Annotated in this window: 17 protein-coding genes; 5 read left to right on the forward strand and 12 right to left on the reverse strand. The window is 41.8% G+C overall.

Translation table 11 applies throughout. The annotated features are described in order from the left end of the window. Positions 1–182: 182 nt before the first annotated feature. Together I2432_RS06940 and I2432_RS06945 are read right to left on the reverse strand one after the other, a co-directional pair. Entirely contained in the window at positions 183–1,271 is a 1,089-nt protein-coding gene (locus I2432_RS06940; protein WP_043039133.1) for an anti sigma factor C-terminal domain-containing protein, read from the reverse strand. Beyond that, positions 1,255–1,725 (reverse strand): RNA polymerase sigma factor, encoded by a 471-nt coding sequence (locus I2432_RS06945; protein WP_043039134.1) that lies wholly within the window; start codon positions 1,723–1,725, stop codon positions 1,255–1,257. The genes I2432_RS06940 and I2432_RS06945 overlap by 17 nt, the downstream gene beginning before the upstream one ends. A 230-nt stretch (positions 1,726–1,955) precedes the next feature. On the opposite strand from I2432_RS06945, the gene I2432_RS06950 reads away from it, so the two are divergent. Both I2432_RS06950 and I2432_RS06955 read left to right on the forward strand, forming a co-directional pair. Beyond that, the gene (locus I2432_RS06950; protein ID WP_043039135.1) at positions 1,956–2,168 is read left to right on the forward strand and encodes a hypothetical protein; all 213 of its coding nucleotides are present in this window, start codon (positions 1,956–1,958) and stop codon (positions 2,166–2,168) included. After that, positions 2,111–2,290 (forward strand): helix-turn-helix domain-containing protein, encoded by a 180-nt coding sequence (locus tag I2432_RS06955; RefSeq protein ID WP_080332801.1) that lies wholly within the window; start codon positions 2,111–2,113, stop codon positions 2,288–2,290. Before I2432_RS06950 ends, I2432_RS06955 begins: the two co-directional genes overlap by 58 nt. A 632-nt stretch (positions 2,291–2,922) precedes the next feature. On the opposite strand, the gene I2432_RS06960 is transcribed toward I2432_RS06955, so the two are convergent. The 8 genes from I2432_RS06960 to I2432_RS06995 all read right to left on the reverse strand — a co-directional run bounded on the left by I2432_RS06960 (position 2,923) and on the right by I2432_RS06995 (position 11,753). Further along, positions 2,923–3,246 (reverse strand): Imm59 family immunity protein, encoded by a 324-nt coding sequence (locus I2432_RS06960; RefSeq protein WP_012678588.1) that lies wholly within the window; start codon positions 3,244–3,246, stop codon positions 2,923–2,925. 63 nt (positions 3,247–3,309) lie between these two features. Next, a complete protein-coding gene (locus tag I2432_RS06965; protein WP_229297449.1) occupies positions 3,310–3,909 on the reverse strand; it encodes a glycohydrolase toxin TNT-related protein in 600 nt (199 codons plus the stop codon). Between the two features lie 29 nt (positions 3,910–3,938). After that, positions 3,939–4,685, reverse strand: coding sequence for a PoNe immunity protein domain-containing protein (locus I2432_RS06970; RefSeq protein ID WP_043039136.1), 747 nt, complete (start codon positions 4,683–4,685; stop codon positions 3,939–3,941). A 14-nt stretch (positions 4,686–4,699) separates the two neighbouring features. Next, positions 4,700–5,812, reverse strand: a complete 1,113-nt coding sequence (locus tag I2432_RS10340; protein WP_231191967.1) for a hypothetical protein — start codon at positions 5,810–5,812, stop codon at positions 4,700–4,702. A gap of 190 nt (positions 5,813–6,002) precedes the next feature. Then, positions 6,003–6,425, reverse strand: a complete 423-nt coding sequence (locus I2432_RS06980) for a hypothetical protein (RefSeq protein ID WP_043039143.1) — start codon at positions 6,423–6,425, stop codon at positions 6,003–6,005. Further along, a complete protein-coding gene (locus tag I2432_RS06985; RefSeq protein ID WP_111678241.1) occupies positions 6,407–8,440 on the reverse strand; it encodes a T7SS effector LXG polymorphic toxin in 2,034 nt (677 codons plus the stop codon). The genes I2432_RS06980 and I2432_RS06985 overlap by 19 nt, the downstream gene beginning before the upstream one ends. A 617-nt stretch (positions 8,441–9,057) precedes the next feature. Next, the gene (locus tag I2432_RS06990) at positions 9,058–9,963 is read right to left on the reverse strand and encodes an HAD family hydrolase (protein WP_012679809.1); all 906 of its coding nucleotides are present in this window, start codon (positions 9,961–9,963) and stop codon (positions 9,058–9,060) included. Positions 9,964–10,274: 311 nt separating this feature from the next. Further along, positions 10,275–11,753: an MDR family MFS transporter gene (locus tag I2432_RS06995; RefSeq protein ID WP_043039144.1), complete on the reverse strand. Its 1,479-nt coding sequence runs from the start codon at positions 11,751–11,753 to the stop codon at positions 10,275–10,277. Positions 11,754–12,094: 341 nt separating this feature from the next. On the opposite strand from I2432_RS06995, the gene lysS reads away from it, so the two are divergent. Together lysS and I2432_RS07005 are read left to right on the forward strand one after the other, a co-directional pair. Next, on the forward strand, positions 12,095–13,588 hold the full coding sequence (lysS, locus tag I2432_RS07000; RefSeq protein ID WP_043039145.1) for a lysine--tRNA ligase: 1,494 nt from the start codon (positions 12,095–12,097) through the stop codon (positions 13,586–13,588). A 276-nt stretch (positions 13,589–13,864) separates the two neighbouring features. After that, positions 13,865–14,005: a hypothetical protein gene (locus I2432_RS07005; protein ID WP_043039146.1), complete on the forward strand. Its 141-nt coding sequence runs from the start codon at positions 13,865–13,867 to the stop codon at positions 14,003–14,005. Positions 14,006–14,873: 868 nt separating this feature from the next. On the opposite strand, the gene I2432_RS07010 is transcribed toward I2432_RS07005, so the two are convergent. Beyond that, entirely contained in the window at positions 14,874–15,086 is a 213-nt protein-coding gene (locus tag I2432_RS07010; protein ID WP_012515948.1) for a YdbC family protein, read from the reverse strand. Between the two features lie 134 nt (positions 15,087–15,220). Between I2432_RS07010 and I2432_RS07015 the strand changes: the two genes are divergently transcribed. Next, positions 15,221–15,547: a hypothetical protein gene (locus I2432_RS07015; RefSeq protein WP_043039147.1), complete on the forward strand. Its 327-nt coding sequence runs from the start codon at positions 15,221–15,223 to the stop codon at positions 15,545–15,547. Between the two features lie 95 nt (positions 15,548–15,642). Here I2432_RS07015 and I2432_RS07020 read toward each other — a convergent pair whose 3' ends face one another. Beyond that, positions 15,643–16,929, reverse strand: coding sequence for a peptidase U32 family protein (locus I2432_RS07020; RefSeq protein WP_206152440.1), 1,287 nt, complete (start codon positions 16,927–16,929; stop codon positions 15,643–15,645). Between the last annotated feature and the right edge of the window lie 41 nt (positions 16,930–16,970).

The raw sequence follows: 16,970 nt of genomic DNA on the forward strand, positions 1-16,970 counted from the left end.
AAGCTTTTTTGATTGCAGCAAAGCAAAAAGCCCCAGAAGCAGTGATCAAACACTGACCTCCAAGAGCCTTTTGACGTCTTTTGACCTAAGCTGGAGCTTTTTTAAGCATCGATTGCTTGACTTAATCTTTTAAGCTTTTATCCTTTGCCTGATGCGCTTGATTGTCAGCACAAGCTTTTTATTTACTTAGTTAGCTGATGATAGGGCTGAATGGTAACAGACTGACCAATATTTGAAGCATAGATCCAATCAGCCGTTTTTAAGGAGGCAAACTGCTCAGCCTTGCCGGTTAAAATAATGCCAGCAAACTTAGCTGTTTTGACATTGCGATTGTTTTTTAGAAATAAGGCCACATCCTCCTGCTCACTTAAATGAGTTCCATTAGCGTCGCCATAGGTATTATTAATCCAGTGATTGTCAACTGCCTCCTGTAGATAATGCCTGAAGGTATCATAGGAATTTTGCAGAGCCACCGTCGGGGTAACTGGCTTATCGTAAGCAGCATTAAGCTTAGACAGATCAGCCTCGTTGTCCTTTTTTAGGATATTGTTTATTTTTTCATCTAACTGCTTTTGCTCCTTGTACGTCATATTGGCCTTCCAGTCTGGCTTAAAGCCATATAAATTAGCAGGGAAAAGCCCTGAGGTGTCATAGCTGCTTTCTGTGCCAATCCAGATCCAATTCAGCTTTAGCTGGTCTGGAACCAGCTTGACTATGTCCGATAATAAATAAGGCTTATCAAAGGTAATGGCTACCTCAACCGCCTGTCCTGACATGTCAGCAATAAAGTCTAGGTCCTGCGTTGGCTTGTCATAATTGCTTTCTGTGATCTTGGCCTTAGTGTTGAAGAAGCGAGGCATTTTATAATGTGCGCCTCTTGTATAAGTTGACCGTCCATCATCACCTGAAACAAGGTATTCATTGCTGGAATCAGTTCGGCGTAAAACCAAGGAATAAGGAGCTCTATAGGGCTCAAACGGCACCGAAATGCCATCAATGTCCTTGGTTCGCTCAGAATGAAGCTCACCAGTAAACTGCGAATTGGCATTATAAAAGAAGCTATTAACATCAATATTAGGATAAGCAATTTGTATACGATTGTTGTAATAAGCCATCAAATACTGACCGTTCATGCTGGTCAATCGATTTAATCCCATATAGCCCAGCACAAGAGCTACTAAGGCTAAGCCAGCACTCAGCACTACATATTTAAGGGTCAGCCTCCTTTTATGGCGCTTAGCAATGGCTTCAAAATCAGTTGAAATCGTCATAGGTATAACCTGCTTTCTTTAGTTTTTCTTTAAGGCATCGTCTTCCCCGCATCAAGTTGACCTTGACGCTGCTAACAGACCAATGGAGCAAAGATGCCACCTCCTTGACTGATAGGTCCTGAAAGTAATAAAGCGATAGAACCCAGCGGTATTTTTCTGGCAATTCATTGACTGCTGTATAGAGCGGCTCATAGTTGGGCTGATCAAATTCAACAACCCTTTCTTGATGAAAAAAGTCTCTTTGGAGAATATCCAAGTAAGCCTTATCCCGCCTGTATTGGTCAATGTATTTTCTAACAGCGACCCGATACATCCAGGCACGTATTTTTTCAGGAGGCAAAGCAAGGTCACTCTCAAGCATTTTTAACAAAACGTCCTGACTAATATCACGCGCTAGCTCCTTAGCAACACCTGATCTCACTAGGTAGGCAATAATTTCCTTAGAATAAGCCACTAGCTCTCTTTCATAAGCATCTAGCCTGATAATTCTCCCCTCCCTTCTTCACCTATATAACGAACGACTGCTTCATTTGGTTACAAAAAAATCCTCAAATGGAGATTTTTGGCTCTATCATTTCTGTAGTGGGTAAGTCCACCATGGAGATTATAGGGCTTTTTGTGCATCAAAAAGTCCCATAAGACTTATCATGAAAAGCGATCAAACAACTCATTAGAAAAGCTCATATGAAAGACCTTAAGAATACCACAGAATCGCTCGGAATAAAAGATAAACATATCACAGTACTCTCTGCTGGAAAGCATCACACTCACATCGTTATCAAGGCTAAGCAGGGTCATGAGCCTCTGCCTTACTCTCGCTGCCAAGGAAGCATAAGTAAATACACCACCAAAGAAAGCTTGCTAAACCAAGTCAAAGCCAACTTGCTGAGCTACTAGAAACCAACAAACTAACTCTCAGTATGGTAGAAAATGGCCAGCGCAAAGCTCCAATCAAAAAGTTAATCAAGCTGCATAACATTTTTGGTGTAACAGCAAACGAGCTATTGCCAAAAGATTGACAATCGTTTGATAAATCACAGATTAAACAGACCAGTTCATTCTATGGTACTTTTCTGCCAATAGTAGGGTAGGAAAATAAAAGTAAGGGTAATTTCCTCAACAACCACTACATCAAACATATCTTACCTGAAAATATTGATTAACCTGACCGACAACCTAAGCTATCGCAAGCATAAATCCCCTCTGGTGGGTAAAGGGAAGTTACAATTCCCTTAATTTGTCCCCATTATGCCAGCAGAAAAGAGGCCATACAATGACAATCACTATCGCAGTATTACTCATCATTGGCAATCGTTACTTGCTTAATAGCAAGCATGAAGACCAATTACTACTGCAACTGTTACCTTGTAATCATTTACTGACATTAAAACTATTCAATACAGCATAGCAAAGTTAAAATAAGGCTTTGTCCGTAATCAACCTGAAAAGGGGAGCACCGAATCGGTGCTTTTTTACTTTCTACCAACTCTACCAATACTTTTCAGGTGGTACATTATCCAATGAAGTGCAACACTTTTCCATAAAAGAGTTCATAAGATAGTTTCCAGTTGGGACATTTCCTAGGACCATTATTTCATTTATCTTCCCACTCTAATTGACTGCGTGCCATGTGTGATCTCCTTTCTTTGTATTAATTGTTTGACCACAAAGGAGAATCGTAATTTACAGGCATGCCCTCTTCCACATAGTATTTATTTATCATCACAATATCTTCTAAAAATGTCATGAAGCCCTCCTTTGCAGCATTAAATTTACGATACGCTGTCTTTCCATGATAGCTACTTCTATCCATGGTTCCATAAACAAGATACACTCCACTAGTATCATCATATTCAATAACTACTTCCCATTCTCCTGGTCTCTCTTTAGAAAAAATGGAATACCTTAGACTATCATAACCTAATTGATGGATTGCTTCTAATAGTTCTGCCTTTTGATGATCTAAATTTTTCATCTACTTTATCTCCTTAATTAAACCCAATTTTTCATACCAACTTACAGAAGTTCCTAGCTTTCTTTAGATACCTCCACCAGAACCAAAGACAAGATCAATCATTCCTTTTTGTGGAGTTGCTATGTCATCTAACGAGAATTTATAATCCTTCATTAATTTATCTAAAATAAATTTATCTTTATAAGCTAGATTATCATAGTCAAACTTAACATTTTCTATTGTAATATCTTGAAGAATCCTGTACTGATGATAATTTTGATAGCCCTCTGGATAGGGTAAGCCTCGCTTGTTAAAGGAAATAACCTTATGGTTAATGATTGGACTCGTGAACGGTCCTCCAGATTCCCCATACCTATCAAGTAAATCGCCTGTTTTTAGGAAAGCCGGGGCCATAATAGACTTTCCCTTTACATCAAGACTAAAGCCATTATAGTTTGGCCAACTAATAGATCCATCAGCCTTAAGGTAATTTCTATATCGGACAGGAATTGGGGTTCCGGTAGCTTTATCAAGGTCACTGGACAGATAAGCATATTTTCCATCTGGCATGGTGATTCTTTCTGCAAAATACCTTCCTTTTAACTGGTACTCTCTTCGAAAGTAATCATCAAACCTTGAGCTCTCCCTTGCTAGCCTGCTGTTCTCAAGGTTCTTTTTCTGCACTTTGTATGAGTTTCTTCAACTTGTCAATGTCATACATTTTTCCAATGTACTAAATCATACGGATAATATTGTTGATCTTTTAAGCTGCTATCATCTAACTCTAAAATCTTAGCCATTGCACCGCTCTCAAAACTCCAGTAACCTACATGAAAAACTGGATTTTTTGCTTTGTGATTATTATACCAAGGAGCGTCATTAGAACCTGCATACCATTTGCTAAATATATAGTTCCGCAAGAAGCCTAGTGCCTGTTCTTTATCCGGTGCTTGAATAATTTTTTGAGCGTGACCATAAGGACGTTTAAAACTAATGTCATCGTGCTGTTTCCATTCTGGACGATACCAACGAATAAGAAAATCTATTAAAAAATCATCATAGCCCACTTGTTCAATATTATCTATAAAAGGTGCAATCGTCTCTGTATCAATATCTAATAAGATCGCTATAGAAATAATGTCTAGATCATTTAAATAAGCAACTTGACCGTCTAATACTTGACATTTAACATCTAAATAATCTAAAAATGCCTTTTTCACTTCAGAAATTGGATAGCCAGCTGAATAGGTAGCTTTAAAAATTTTAAATAAATCTCTAGCCATCCATCTTTTCGTATTATGAATAACTTGCTGATTATCAATCTTACTTTTTTGAATTCCGTTTCTCTCATCTCTTAACAAGTCTTCAATTTTTTCTAAGTCACTTTCAATAACGCACTGGTGAAACATTATTACTTTTTGGTAATTTTCCAATGTATTTAATTTATCTCTTGTTTTCATAGCCTTCCTTTCCTTTACGGCCAATCACTTATGATATTAGCATCTTCATCTAATCGATAGTGATGAACATTACCCTTTGCATCAACTTTACTTAACACAGAATCATAGTCACCTTGACGCATAGCATTACGTACCTTTAAATAATCTTCTAGATTTTCAAAATTTGTCTCTATGATTCTATTTTCAATCCAATCACGATTCATCTGTTTACCATCTGATGTTTTGGGATTAAGCGTAGAAGAACCATATTTTGCCTCGTTAATAACAACGCTAGGTCCATCTGCTTCGTTTATATAGATACCATCAATTCCCTTCTCTAGTCTGGTATCAAGACTTCTAGGAACATCACGTCCAACACGACGAAGATTATATGTAACCCTATCTCCTTGTATTGGTTTAGATAAATTTGCATCAGCCATTATCTCACCAAAATTACCCTTTTGTTTGGTACTAGCTATCTCCGGATTAAAACCTTTTACTTTTCTAGCAATAGCTGTTTTAAGCCCCACTAACTTTTCTCTAGCTACATAGCTCTTAAACCTTGAGCTTTGCCTTGCCAGCCTGCTGTTCTCAAGGTTCTTCAAAAGCTGCTGGTGATTGTAGGTCGGTTTCGTCACTCTAGCTGCTATTGGCTCATTCAAGCTGAACCTTCTGGCGGCACTTGAGGCGGCATAGCCTGCTAGGATATTCCCTACCAAGGTAGCTCTTTGGGCATCTTGCTCACTGCCGCCTAAGAGCTTGGTGCCATGATAGCTGGCCTGACCACCGATAAAGCCGCCAACCTCACCGATCGTAAACTCTGTCAAGCCCTTGGCAACACTCTTGGTCTGACCAATCGGAATTAGTGCTGCACTGGCTGTTGTGAACAGCCCGCCAACTTGGTGGTATAGCCTGTCATTCCCCATGAACAAGGTATCCCGAAGGGGATTGGTAGCCACTGTGAGTCCATCGCCCTTCTGGCCTAGATAAATGTTATGGCCAGCCTCATACAAGTTCGACGCCCCATAAGCAACTGTTCCACTGCCAACCACACAAGCTCCAACAACCAAGGGAGTCGCTGCCCCTGCTGTCATGACGATAGCCGCAACTCCAACCGCTATTGTCACAAGGCTGAGCGCTAGGTCCACCCAGCCCTGACTGGCCCTGTCCGCTGCGGCTACTGCCTCAAAGCGAGCCTGATCCCGCTCCTGCGCTGCTTGGAGACGCTTGGCATTGATCTCAAGGTGACGAACTACTCCCTGATAAGCGGTCGCAGGCTAATTATTAAGAACATGCTTTAAAATAGCAGAGCTAATCACTGCTCCGCTATCTTAAACATTATTTCAAAGGACTGACATAATCATCTGGCAGCTTTCCCTTCCAATCTATCCATTTTTGCTCTGCGATTGGAATCAGTTTTCTTAGCTCTTCTTGGGTAAAAAGTTCCCAACTTGTTGGATCTGCAATTAAGGCTATTGGGGATCTTTGTAAAAATGCTTTATCACTAGCTCTTTTCTCTTCTTCCGTTGGTGGCCAGCAATCATATCGTAATTTAAAAGCAATCTCCCCTAAATTCCGTTTTCCTTGTTCCAATAATTGGAATAAATCATACGGCAACTCATATACTACTCGCTGCTCAGCTATACCGCCTTCATTAGTCACTAGATAGTAAGTCCCCTGATGCTTCCACACCTGTTGGCCATAACCCTTGACTTCCTCATATTGACTAACATCTTCCCACTCTAATTGACTACGTGCCATGTGTGATCTCCTTTACTTGTACTGATATCTTTCATAACTCCCTCTGGCATATCACCTGGATAGGTACGACCTCCAGGTCGCCACCAGCTATTAGCACTCTTTTCATTACCACTTGGAATAGAAATACCTTTCTCTGAAATAACCTCTGGTGAAACATCTAATCGGTAAAGAGGGCCATCTCCCAAATACCCTTCATCGAAACCAAGTAGCGTCTCGTAGAGACGATTATCACCTTTGGCAACATCTTGAATAATATCTGCATGATCTTTACTCAACCAAAAACTATTACCAAATTCATCTCCGACTATTCCTTTTTGATAAGTAACATTAGGCTTAAATTTTTGGAACTTGGCTGCTCCATTATCAAACTGTCGTCTATGTGCTTTAATATAATCTGAAGTAAGGTACCGTTTAACCTTTGGCCGAAAAATTCTTTCGTCGGGATTTGGTTTTATGTCAAGTATTTCTTGCTTGGTATATGTGTCTGGAATATACTCAACTTTAGGTGCCTTCTCAGATATTTTTAAAATTCTTACTCGATCTGACGGACTAAGTCCAGCCTTTGCGTATTTGTGCCATTGAATGTAGCGCTGACTATCTTCAGGACTCATGCCCGCAAGGGTTGTCGTGAATTTTTCTCTTGCTACATAATTCTTAAACCTCGAGCTTTGCCTTGCTAACCTGCTGTTCTCAAGGTTCTTCAAAAGCTGCTGGCGGCTGTAGGTCGGTTTCGTCACTCTAGCTGCTATTGGCTCATTCAAGCTGAACCGTCTGGCGGCGCTTGAGGCGGCGAATCCTCCTAGGATATTCCCTACCAATGTAGCTCTTTGGGCGTCTTGCTCACTGCCGCCTAAGAGCCTGGTGCCATGATAGCTGGCTTGACCACTGATAAAGCCGCCAACCTCCCCGATCGTGAACTCCGTTAAGCCCTTGGCAACACTCTTGGTCTGTCCGATCGGGATTAATGCTGCGCTAGCTGTTGTAAACAAGCCACCAACCTGGTGGTACAGCCTGTCATTCCCCATAAACAAGGTATCCCGAATAGGATTGGTAGCCACTGTGACCCCATCGCCAACGCTGCCTAGATAAATGTTGTGCCCAGCCTCATACAGATTCGACACCCCATAAGCAACTGTACCACTGCCAGCAACAAAGGCCCCAACCACCAAGGGAGTTGCTGCTCCTGCTGTCATAACGATAGCCGCTACCCCAACCGCTATTGTCACAAGGCTCAGTGCCAGATCCACCCAACCCTGACCGGCCCTATCCTCCGCAGCTACTGCCTCAAAACGAGCCTGATCTCGCTCCTGCGCCACTTGGAGACGCTTGGCATTGGTCTCAAGATGACGAGCCACCCCCTGATAAGCGGTCGCAAAGCGTTTGATGGTGTTGAGCTGTCCTATATCCCCAACCTGATAGCTCCCAGCCCGCTTGGGCTTACTGCTGTACTCTGCTATCAAGGCCTTGGTCGAAGCCAAAAGCTCCTTGAAGGCGGACAAGTCCTGACTGGCATGATTGCTTTCGTATTGAATGATGGCCTCGTCCAAGCGATTGATATCAGTGATCAGCTCGCTATAATCCACCACTGTCTTGGCATGACTGACACCAGAGTAGTGTACTAGGTCAGACACCTTAGCTCTGGCATTCTGTAGTAGCTCAAGCTGATCCTTGAGGTGAGCCTGCGAGAGCCGAAGCTCTAACTGCAGGGTCTTAAAGACCTGACCGGGTAACTGGGCATGGCTGTTACTGTCTATCTGGTAATAGCCGTCCTTATACAGCAGGAGGCTGGCTGAGTAATCATTCATCAGGCTTTGCAGGGTTTGTAAGAGTGTCCCATGCACCTCACTCAGGTAGCTCTTGATGGAGCTAGCGGTCTGACCCTGAAGGCGACTGTCTCCAATCAAGGCTGACAGGGCGGTTTGTAAGCTAGACATGGAGTCTCCCCATGATTCTATCGTCTTTTGCGTACTGTTTTGAAGATAGGTGACATCATCAAATTTAATGCTGTAGCTCATTTCTCCCTCCTAGCCTTCATAACATCAAATGACTTGTTAATAACAACAATATCTTTTCTTAATGTACCAGTCTATTATAACAAAAAATTAATATTATGATAATAGTATGGGCTAAAAATCATTATAATATCATTAAAAATCTGACTTATCTGCCCTTTTGGGAGAAGCAGTCATAAAGGTTGATCGCTGAAAATAGCACTAGCCTGGCGATAATAAAGTCTATATCAGGAGCTACTGCCCTTCTACAAGGGGAAAATGCACAGGAACAGGAACGCTGAACAGCTTGCAGCAGAGGATAGAGGAAGGTATGGCATGATCTTACAAAATATGAAGCTAGCTCACTCTTTTGAGAAGCACTTGATTTATCATGAGCTGTACTCTTGACAGAAGCTTCTCTTGACTTTCTTAAGCTAATAACCATAATCAGTCAGCCTAATCAGATAGGTAAGAATAGAGTTAGTCCTTTAATATAGTCTTGCTAATCACTGAATCGAACTTGCTTTTTCTGTTATAGCCTTTTGTCTTATCTTCTTAACTGAATGCTATCTGAAAAAGCACTCCAAAACTAGAGTCTATCTCTAGTCTTTGGAGTGCCAATTAATGTCAATCAATAGCTGCTATCTATTAGCGTACTTCATGCGCAGCACTCTTTCTTGCTGCTTGTTCAAGCGCAACAGGATAACAACCTTATCAATACTCATATTACTTTCTAACAAGCGTTCTGCCGCCATCATCAAACCATTGTTAAGACCTAATTGCAGCACCGGGTTTTTCTTGTCATTGATATCAAAAATAACCTTGTTATCCGGCAGATCAAACAAAACCTTAACAGCACCAAACAGTTGCTCAAAGTTATCAATAGCCACATCATAGATAGGCCTTGTCCCAGGCTTTAAGCTTCTACCTCTGTGGTTAAACCACATGGCATGCCAGCCACCATTTTTAGCTCCCATAACATCATTGTCGTAAGAATCGCCGACATAAAGGGTTGTCGCAGGGTTCATGTCAAACTGCTCTGCTGCTAGGTTGAATATCTCTTTTTCTGGCTTTTGGAAGCCTGTCGCCTGACTGACAATCACGCGCTTAGGATCAACATAATCGTATAGCCCTAGCTTACGCACCTTCCTTAGCTGGTGCTCAGTAGGTCCATTTGTGATAATCCCCATCGGAACGTTTTTTGACTTCAAGAAATCAAGTGTCATGCGCATCTCATCAAGCATGGTAATATGCTGCAGCTCATGCTCATAGACCTCTTGAAAATGCACTCCTGTCGCCTGATCAATGTCACGATAGCCAAACTCAAGCAGGGTCTCCCGACACCGCCAAAATCGAAAATATTCTGTCGTCCACTCACCTGACATCACTCTTGGAAATCCAACGTCAGAATAATGGCGAAAACGAATATAGGCTCGATTGATCAATGACATATCAAAATCTGGAAAGCACTTTTCCATTGCGATACGGTAAGGCGCCTGCTGGTCATAAATCGTATCATCTACATCAAAAACAATTGCAGAAATCATGAGTCTCTTTTCTTTTCTAGGTTGATATGCTTATCATTATACTATTTTGTCATCGACTTTTCAAACCAGCCCATGCTTTTAGCATGCTAGAGACACAAAGAAAATGCAGGTAACAATTTTCTAGACACAAACATTTTTCAATAGATTTTCCATTATTTTGACATCATCAACTGCTCACATTTAGCTTCATTGTGCCATAAGTTTTCTTGAAAAAGAGTGCATTAATCAGAAAAGCTATCAAAAACAGCTGTTTTTTCATGTACTTGGCGTGAGGCCTTTAGCTTATTTGTTCTAATCACGCTAATCAGGGGCTATTTCTCGATAACCTTTCCCTTATGCAGGAAAAGCACAACAATAAAGCCTACCACTGCAAACATAAAGCCAAGGAAAAAAGAGGCATGAAAGCCATTTAAATTGGCTTCTAGAAGCTGCTGAGCGTATTGCTCAGGGTGTATGGATAGGAGCATTTTAGGCGGCTGTTTGCTGCTGATAATGTTTTGTGTCACACTCGATAACACAGCTACAACAATAGAAGAGGAGATCTGGCGTACAGTATTATTAGCTGCCGTTCCATGCGCCGATTCATGCGATGGCAAGGCATTCATAGCACTTGCGGTTAAAGGCATTAAAATCATTGATATGCCAAACATTCTAATGGCATACAAAACAGTAATCAAAAAGCGTGAGGTATTTTCATTTAGAAATACAAATGGTAGAGTCGCCGCAGCTAAAATGGTAAAGCCTAATAACGCCAGATAGCGAGCACCGATCTTGTCATAAATGCGGCCAGAAACTGGACTGATCAGCCCCATAATCAAAGCCCCCGGCAATAAAACCATTCCGGAATTTAATGGAGATAAGCCTCTGACATTTTGCAGATACAGCGGCAACATCATCTCAACACCAATCATCGCCATCATCGTTAGGGCAATTGCTATTGTTGTCAAGGTAAATTGCTTGTTGCGAAAGACTCTAATATCTAAAAAGGGCTTCTCTAATTGTAGCTGACGCTTGGAAAAGAGGTAAATCCCACCAATACCGACTAAAATAGGTAAAATCACGTACACCATATCTAGCCAGCCATAAGCTGCAACATTTGTAAAGCCCCAGAGAAAAGCACCCAGCCCTAAGATAGATAAGCCTAGAGATGTTGAATCAAGCTTAACAGCCTGCTGAGGGATAACATCTCGGAGCATGAAGGGCGACAGGCTTAAAACCAACAGCAAAATCACTAAAGGCAAGATAAAAATGGCTCGCCAGCCTAAATAAATACCTAATACTGAAAAATCCTTTTTCAAAATCCAGCCTGACAAGGTTGGTCCAACAGCCGGAGCTAGCCCAACCACCAAGCCATTGATTCCCATTGCTGCACCACGCTGCTCCGCAGGAAAAACGTTGATCATCACCACCTGCATCAATGGCATGGTAATACCCACTGCACAAGCCTGAACGATACGCGCTGCTAAAAAAACTCCCCAATGAGCGGTCGGAGCCAGAGCTGCTAGCAACAAGCCACTCACAAGAATAGCATAGGCTGTCATGTAAAGCCTTTTGGTGGAAAATCGTGTTGCTAAAAAGGCCGAAACAGGGATCATAATACCATTAGCAAGCAAAAACCAAGTGGTTGCCTGCTGGGTTGTTGATAAAGGTACCTTAAAATTTTCCATCAATGTTGGTATAGCTGTCCCCAAGCTTGTTTGGTTTAAAACTCCTGCAAAGGTTCCCACCAACAGCAATATAATCATCAGCGTTCGATGATAAGGCTTCCCATGTATATCATAAGTTTCCATTTCTTTATGATCCTTTCCTGATAAAAACCCTCAACTGCACAAAGACTAGCCTTAGCGTTGAGAGTTTTTTGATTTTTTCGATTAATATTTTTTCACAATTTAAGTTTTTTGTCAAATATCATCAAAAATAATCTATTGGAACTAGCAAAAGCCCTCAATTCAAGTAAGATCTCACAAATAATAGCTTATTTATACAGAAAAACCAACTCAGACAAAACCAATTTTTCTATACAAGTCAAAGGTCTATCATCTGAGGCTTCGATGATAGAATTCCCGCGAAATATAGGTGTATTCTATAGTCTTTTATGTTACAATAGGAAGGAAAAGTATTGGAGGAAAACATGTCAAATCAACACATCGAAGAATTAAATGATCAACAAATTGTCCGTCGTGAAAAAATGGCAGCCTTAGCTGAGCAAGGCATTGATCCATTTGGCAAACGCTTCGACCGAACAACTAATTCTGGTGAATTAAAGGAAAAATACTCAGACAAAACCAAAGAAGATTTACAAGAGCTTCAAGCCACTGCGATTATTGCTGGTCGTCTGATGACCAAGCGTGGTAAAGGAAAGGTGGGCTTTGCTCATCTTCAGGATCGTCAAGGGCAAATCCAAATCTATGTTCGTAAGGATTCAGTTGGTGATGACAACTATGACATTTTCAAAAAAGCTGACCTTGGTGATTTTATCGGGGTCGAAGGCGACATTATGCGTACTGATATGGGTGAGTTGTCTATCAAGGCCACAAAACTGACCCATCTATCCAAATCTCTACGTCCACTACCAGAGAAATTTCATGGCTTAACTGATATCGAAACCATTTATCGCAAGCGTCATCTGGATTTGATTTCAAACCGCAGCAGCTTTGAACGGTTCGTCACACGTTCAAAAATAATTTCTGAAATTCGTCGTTACCTCGATGGCCTTGGCTTTTTAGAAGTGGAGACACCTGTCCTTCATAATGAGGCTGGTGGTGCTGCTGCTCGTCCCTTTATCACTCACCACAATGCACAAGATATTGATATGGTGCTTCGCATTGCACCAGAGCTGCATCTCAAGCGCCTCATCGTCGGTGGCATGGAGCGTGTCTATGAAATTGGACGGATCTTTCGTAATGAAGGGATGGACGCTACACATAACCCAGAATTTACCTCTATTGAGGTCTATGAAGCCTATGCAGACTATTTAGATATGATGACTCTAACTGAAGGAATCATTCAGCACGCTGCTAAAGCAGTCAAGGGAGAGGGACCAATTGATTATCAGGGGACTGAAATCAAGCTTCATGAACCATTCAAACGCGTGCATATGGTTGATGCCATTAAGGAGGTAGCTGGTGTTGATTTCTGGTCTGAGATGACTTTTGAAGACGCAAAGGCTCTAGCTAATGAAAAGCATGTGCCACTTGAGAAGCACTTTACCTCTGTTGGTCATATCATTAATGCCTTCTTTGAAGCCTTTGTCGAAGACACCCTCATTCAGCCAACCTTTGTTTACGGGCACCCCGTAGAGGTCTCACCACTTGCTAAGAAAAATCCTGAGGACAGCCGCTTCACAGACCGCTTTGAGCTCTTTATCATGACCAAAGAGTACGCTAACGCCTTTACCGAGCTAAACGATCCAATTGATCAGCTGTCACGCTTTAAGGCACAGGCAGCAGCCAAAGAGCTTGGAGACGATGAAGCAACCGGTATTGACTACGACTTCGTTGAGGCTCTTGAATACGGTATGCCACCAACAGGCGGGCTTGGAATCGGTATTGACCGCCTCTGCATGCTGCTGACAAATACAACCACTATTCGCGATGTTTTGTTATTCCCAACAATGAAGCCATAAAAAGCGACTAGCTACCAGTGTTTAAAAAGCAGCTTTCTCTAGCTGATCCTAAGCATCACTTTTGAAGTGGCAGCCTTAACTTGTCTGTATACTAGGATTGAAGAGTCACCTCTTAGGATTGATTCTTCAATCCTTTTTGTTTGCAATGATGACATGCTGCTAGGATAAACGGTTTTTAGCTAGGCCAATGAAAGCTTAAATAAAGCAGTCATTGATCTCAGCAGCATTTAAGCTGATTTTTATGCTACAATAGTGTAAAAAGATAGGGAGCATTTTATGAAAAAAGAATACATTAGTTACCTCTCAGCTGCTATTTTTATCCTTTATGCCTTACTCAGCTTGAAATGGATTTTCTTTGCTTTAGGACTGATCCTCATGATTATTGGTCTAGCCGATCGTTTCAAGTCAAAGCCTTAGCTAGCCCTCTACCACCTCCAAGTCTCGATCGCTACCAGCCAAGGAGCCTTACATTAAAGTAAAAATAGCCCTTAAGCCTTATGAAAGCAGAGCCTCCCACAAGGCTATCAGCTTGTAGTCAACAACCAAGCATGCCAGTCATCATCTTAAAAGCATGGCAATAGAAAAACCAAGTACCAAAAGGTCACACCTTCTTATACCAAGACAACAGGAGCTAAACACCTTCAACATCAGTCATTCAAGGGCCTTGAAACCTAGACTCAACAAGTGTGCTATTCTAAAGCAAGTCATGACAAGCTATATGATTTTAGAGCAGGATATGAGTAGCCTAAGGCTAAGACAGAAGTAGCAATCTCTAAATAGAGCTGAGCTTGAGTGGCTCCCGGTTAAGTAGACACTGAACTGGTAAATGATTAAACAGAAGCCTTGTTCCTCCTAAAGGGAGGGGCAGGGCCTTTCTTGTGCTCTTAAAGACAGTTGTATTACTATCAGTGACAAGCTGTCTGGTATACCCTCAGCTCATAGCAGTCAGGACTTAAAGCGCCCAAACCAAGGCTCGATTGGAGCACTGTGATATACTCCTCTCACCAATAGATAGTGACCAACAGACACTAAAAGCTATAAAAGGACTAGACCAGCCTTCTGGATACCAGATTCCTAATTAGTTTGTTTTTGGGCTTTTACCGTTGCGGTAGCAGCTATTGGTACTAAGGGAGTTCTAGACGATAGTCTTTTTATCTTGCTCTTAAAAGCTCACTTGAAGAGATAACAAAAGAACCTTCCTACAAGAACAAAGTAACTGATGGTTGATACTGTTCATTAGAAAAGGTTCTTCTCATATTGAGGTTATTGATGACTAAGCTAAGGCTTAACGACGAAAGGCATCAAGAATTGTCTTAAATTCTTCATTGGTCAGAGTAATGCCCTTACCCATCTTTGTGTGATCAGGGCTCCAAGTGCGGATATCCCATTTTGGCTCTGCTCCATTGAAGCTAACGCGGTTTAGCTCTTTTGTCCACCCCTTATCGCTTTCTGACAGGGTTAGCAAATGCTCCTCAATCTTAAATGTAAATTCTGACATTATATTTTCCTCCTCATCTATCTATTCGAAAATAATATTAAAAATTGAATGCAAAACAGTAAATTCTTTTTAAAAATCATAGTTTAAGGTAAAATACTATCAAACTATTCTATCAATGTTTGAGGACAATAGCTATGAAATCAATGATGAAGCAGCTGCAATCAGCCTTGATCGGCTTTATTGACAATCAGCCTCCCAAAAAAGCCAAGGCTTCTCCCGTTAACCTCAAGGCCAACCAGATCATTACCACCATCAAAGAGGCACAGGCCAAGGAGACTCCAATTCATGTGATCTATCAAGCCAAAAGCTTTACTGGACACATTAAAAAATACGATCAGCTAACCGGCCAATTGGTCTTAAAGAACATCAATCAAAACCTGACTGCCATTATTTTTTTAGCAGATATTGATAAGGCTAGCTTAGTACCTCATACACGCACCAGCACCAAAGAAAAGCCATAGACTCAGTACCCTAATCAGGAGTAAAGGAGACCTAGCCTTATCATTTCTCTGTGTTAAAGGGAATTGGTCAAGTCCTATTGCTTAGTCTAGTGGTACTAGGCTCTTATGGTCTTACTGGTTCCGTCCTTTTGATAGAGGTTAACAAGTCCTTCTTTACAGGCTCTAATCATATCTCCTGGCTTGACAGCCTGTGGCAAGGAGATGGTTAAGAGCTCCATTGGGTTTGGCGCGCGGTCAATTTTATTGCCGTCAGCGTCATGTAAATCCTTGATCACTGTCTCAAAATGACGGAAGCCCGGTCCGTAAAACTCAACTCTGTCTCCTTCAACAATGACGTTACGTTGACGAATGGTGGCTGTCATGCTGTCATCATCAAAGGAAACCACCTCCCCAACAAATTTGTATTGCGGAATCTTACGCCGCGCACCAAATAGCTGCTCATTTTCAGTTGGTGTATGATAATAAAAGCCAGTTGCTAGCTCACGCTGAGCCACTTTCCAAAGCTCATCAATAAGGTCGTCCTTAATAGCATAAAATGCCTCTGGACTTTCCATATAAGCATCAACAGCTGCTTTATAGCAATTGGTCACTGTTGACACATAATGGATAGACTTCATGCGCCCTTCGATTTTCAAGCTATCAACTCCATTTTCAATCAAATCAGGGATATGCTCCAGCATACACATGTCAACCGAGGACATGGAGTATTCCTCTGGAATCTCTCCTTTTAAGGAACGACGCTCTGAGCCAAAGGGCATATCATACAAATCATACTTCCAGCGGCAGGATTGTGAGCAGCCTCCGCGATTGGCATCTCGGTGACTCATGTGATTTGAGAGAACACAGCGCCCTGAATAGGAAATACACATGGCACCATGCACGAAAGCCTCAATCTCAACCTCTGTGCGCTTTCGAATCTCGGCTAATTCTGCCATATTGACCTCACGTGCCAGCACAACACGTGTCAGACCTAATTCCTTCCAAAATTCAAAGGTTTCATAGTTCGTCGATGATGCTTGAGTTGATAGATGAATCTCAAGTCCCGGTGCTTCTGTTGAGCAGATCACAATAAGGGCCGGGTCTGAAACGATGACCGCATCAAGCCCCATATCACGCAATTGACGGAACCACTCACCAGCCCCAAGTTCGTTGCCCTCATGGGTAACCATATTGGCAGCAACATAGACCTTAGCCCCATGCCTGTGAGCATAGTCAATCCCCTCTTGTAATTCCTCCATAGAGAAGTTTCCTGCGCGACTTCTTAACCCGTAGGCCTGCCCACCAACAAAAACCGCATCAGCGCCATAATCAATGGCAACCTTTAATTTTTCAAGTGTTCCTGCGGGCGACAGCACCTCAGGACGTTTTTTTACATTTAACATGTTATTATTCTTTCTATTTTCAAGATAGGTAAGATGTAACA

Source organism: Streptococcus equi subsp. zooepidemicus, assembly GCF_015689395.1.
Lineage (GTDB): Bacteria > Bacillota > Bacilli > Lactobacillales > Streptococcaceae > Streptococcus > Streptococcus equi.